At 27.2% G+C, this 3,958-nt stretch carries 3 protein-coding genes; all 3 read right to left on the bottom strand.

The window, feature by feature from the left end; genetic code table 11:
• Positions 1–211: 211 nt before the first annotated feature.
• Positions 212–1,081: a hypothetical protein gene (locus WC222_12485; GenBank protein ID MFA6917203.1), complete on the bottom strand. Its 870-nt coding sequence runs from the start codon at positions 1,079–1,081 to the stop codon at positions 212–214.
• A gap of 47 nt (positions 1,082–1,128) precedes the next feature.
• Positions 1,129–2,211: a hypothetical protein gene (locus tag WC222_12480; protein MFA6917202.1), complete on the bottom strand. Its 1,083-nt coding sequence runs from the start codon at positions 2,209–2,211 to the stop codon at positions 1,129–1,131.
• 905 nt (positions 2,212–3,116) lie between these two features.
• Entirely contained in the window at positions 3,117–3,884 is a 768-nt protein-coding gene (locus WC222_12475; protein MFA6917201.1) for a hypothetical protein, read from the bottom strand.
• Positions 3,885–3,958 lie beyond the last annotated feature (74 nt).

The following is a 3,958-nucleotide window of genomic DNA, read 5'->3' as shown; positions in this document are numbered from 1 at the left end:
CCACAGTTCATTGTTTTTTTCCTTCAAAACGCACCTCACTGTCTAGCCGAACAAAAAAACAATGTGCTGTGACCGCTCTGCCCTATTCTAAAAAGCTATAAAAGCCACTGCAAGACAATTAAAAACAAACACCAACTTGCTGTGGCTTTTTTTTGCTTTTTGGGCGATTAGTCTTATCAAGTGATACTTATTTTGCTTTCAAAATAAGTTTTCAACTAGATATTTCCCATTTGTTACTCCATTCAATTTTTTCAGTTTCAATATTAATAGCGTCCATGCTTGAAATATTTAGAAATTCATGTTTTCCATTTGATTGCTCACGTGCAACAAACTTATCCATTCTCGCATTTTTTAAAACGAGAACTCCTTCATCAATTGAGTTTTTCTTAATTACCACATTAAAAGCATCACCAAGTCTAGGAACACTTGGATACATAATACCATCGCACTGTCCATAAGCGAAAATAATATTAGAATATGCACAAGTTATCTGATAGGTTTTAATATCATTTTGTTCTACTTGATTTGCATATTTTTCAGCAATAAATTCGAAAAATTTTATTATTCCTATTCTAAATTCTTCGGGTGCTTTACTAATGAAGTCATCAAAATACTCTCCGTGAGTTTTGTTATAGATATTGTTTCGCACCATTGTAGGATTGAAAACTAAAGCAAATATTAAGTTCCTTTGAATTTCCCAACTACCAACAGTAAGTGATACTTCTTTATTGAATGGAGTTGTTTCAGCTAAATGCATAGCAAATTCCATATATGAAGTTGGTCTATTCTCAGAGCCATAAAAAAGTGATTGTTTGGGTTTGTTTGCTCTTGCAAAACTCAAAACAAAATCCTCTTTCGGTAATGAAATATCAGAAACAGTTTCAAATGGTGTTATATCATTATTGATTCTAGATCTAAATATTAAATTGCCTCTAGGTTCTGTAAATAGAATTATAGGTAAATGAGGTATCTTTAGAATCGAATGAACAACTTGTTCATATGACCAACTATTAGAATAGTCAATAGATTCAATCTCATTTATTGCTCTTTCAATTTGTGAAAGATATTCAGTTTGTGTCATATTAAGTTCTATTTAAAGATTAAGTAAGTTTACATTACACATAAAAATTAAATTGTAACCCATTCATCGTCTAAAAAATCATCATCTAAATCATCTTCAAATTTTCTACTTTCATTATATTCGTAAATACGCTCTAATTCTCCTTTTATAAAATGTTTATTTAATGGGGGATTTTTAAGTTTATTCTGACCAAACCTATCTGGAAAAATAATATATAATGGAGGTTCTTCCTCTTGAATAATTCTTGAAATTGTCAATCTAAAACTTTTGAAATAAGTGTATTGATCGTAATTCATATAGGTATTGCGATTATGTAATAAAAAATCAATAAAGTCTGTAAAGTCTGATTTTTCATCCCATATTTGATTTTCGATATAATTATTATATTTCTTTTGAAACTCAATATCATTATCTATAGTTATAAACATTTTTATGATTTCATTTTTAAAATATCTCTCATTAATTAAATAGCTTGTATTAAATTGTCTGGCATGATATTGCAAAACTCTCGCACAGCAAGCACTTGAACAATTTTCAATAAGTGAGTCAGAAAGAAACTGTAAACCATTTGTATCCATACTAAAGCCTTCACATTGAATTGTATTTTTATCTAATTCATATTGTTCCATAGTTCGGCCAATACGATAATTTATTCTAGCTATATTTTTTGGGCTACAATAATTTAATATAAATTTAAAATAATGTAACGCTAAATAAGGATAGTCTAATTGTAACAATATTCTACCAATTAAATAATTTGCATATTCATTAATTTGATTGTCACCACAAACAACTTTTTCATATTTTACTGCACACTTTAGTGCATTCATTAAGATATCTTTGTTTTCCTCATAACTTAATATAAATGCCTTGCAAAAGTAATATGATTCCCTATCACCATCTTCTAAAGAGTATTCATCATACTCAAACATTTCATACAATGCATCATCAATTCCATCTCTCCAATTAGTATTGTTACAGTCACAAGTCACCAAATCTAAGCCATCTAAAAATAAAGAGTAAGCATCATTAAAATTGTATTCGTTTAAACAAATTATACCTTCTGAAAAATAACCTTTTCCAGTGAGTTCTCTTTCATATTTCCCAAAATGAATAAAATTATTTCTCATGTTGTTTAAATTGTGTTCGTGATTACTGCTTCTATGCTAGTTATTTATTGTTTTTTTTCGGCTTGCTGCCAACTCCTAAATATGAATAACTCCATTTCCAGTATGTGTAACTTATTGTTCATACATCCGATTTAGCTGACTTGATTTTAATTTCTTGATGCTTGTAAACAAGGTAGTTAAATTAGATGAGGAAATATGTGTATTACACATACATTTTTTTGAGATTTTTCGGTGTTTAAGGTGTTATTCTTAGTTTTAAAAATAATTTTTCAAATGTATAAAAAATAATTAACATTTTGAAAAAGAGATTAACATCTTCTTAAATATTTGATTTTTTGATGATATTGATACGTTTTTGAAGTCTATTTTGAAATAATTAATTTTCACAATTGGAAAATCACCAGCTGATGCAAAAAAACAACGTATTGTATGCAAATTTTTGTTTTGTGGATTTGATCCCTTTAATTCAATTAAATTCAATTGATTATGCAATAATGTCGCTATACATATAGATGATACCAATAAACATAAATTAAATATATAACCGTTCGATATATATTGTTTTTATGAATATTTTGAAATTTAAATATGATGGAAGGAAGAACTCAATTGAGTATTATATATGAGAAAAACATTATTAGTATTCATTTCCCGAATTTCCATTTTTCCCAACTTACTTTCCAAAAGTGCCAAAATCAGTATCAAATAAAGGTTCGTTTATTTGATGTTTTAAAACAGGGGGGTATCATACTTTGAAAAAGTAATAACACAAGATATATTCATACCACATGGATATATATATTATTTAATAACGGACAGATCAAATGTTCAATAAGGTTACCTTTTTTAATTGTGTTTCCGGATTTTGAATTATTAAATTTCATTAGTCCATTATTATGTAAATATTATCTTAATCTTCTATAATAATTAATAGAATAGTCATTTTCAGTTTTAAAGTATTTATTATAAAACATATCAGCTGAACTTATTTTGAAATAACTCTTTGTGTTAAAACTTTTCTGACCACAAGTTTCTTCATTTGTCGTTCCAATCATTTCTGATGATGGATAATTAGTGATTTCAGAGATATAAAATTCATTTTGAAATCGAATCAAATCTTTTGAATCACCAATTGAATATGTAATTCTGTTGCTAAAAACAAATGGACTCTCAATTCTATTATATGTTTTCGATTTAACCTGTTTGGATGTTGGATATTTTAATAAGTCACAATCTAAATAGAAAGATTCAGTAACGTTATATTCATTAATAAATTTTGATGATTTTGAAGGTATACAAATAATTTTCTTCTCAAAAGTTGAAACTGAATTTGAAGTTGAGCCTTTGGTTGTTGAATTTGAATAAGTCCTATTCTTAAAATAGTCATAAGAAACGCCATTAAGAACAAAAAAACTTTTTTCTAAATCTAAAAAAATATCACTATCTGTTTTATTAAAAAAATGAAATCCCATGTTACCTCCTTCTCCCCAAAGGTTGTAAATTATCATACATCCATTATCTTCATAAACTAAACTATTGTCTCTTATTATCAACTTTTCAGAAGGTTTTGCTTTATAAACTTGATAATAGACTTGTAATATAGGTGTTGTTGCACATGAAGTGAAAAGCATTGCGATCAATGCGGTAAAAATAAATTTAATTGTAGTCTTCATAATTATATAAATTTGTGATTAAGTATTAGTGTACAAAGCAAATTAAGATAGTTTCAAATCAAACTTCATTTCAT

This window comes from Parachlamydiales bacterium (assembly GCA_041671045.1).
In the GTDB taxonomy this organism is placed as follows: Bacteria; Chlamydiota; Chlamydiia; order Chlamydiales; family JABDDJ01; genus JABDDJ01.
Note: the sequence above shows the minus strand (reverse complement) of the source record. Positions and strands in the feature narration are given on the sequence as shown.

Excerpts from the sequence above, each read along its gene's own strand:
- WC222_12480 (MFA6917202.1), bottom strand. The coding sequence starts at position 2,211 with ATGAGAAATAATTTTATTCATTTTGGGAAATATGAAAGAGAACTCACT.
- WC222_12475 (MFA6917201.1), bottom strand. The coding sequence starts at position 3,884 with ATGAAGACTACAATTAAATTTATTTTTACCGCATTGATCGCAATGCTT.
- WC222_12485 (MFA6917203.1), bottom strand. The coding sequence starts at position 1,081 with ATGACACAAACTGAATATCTTTCACAAATTGAAAGAGCAATAAATGAG.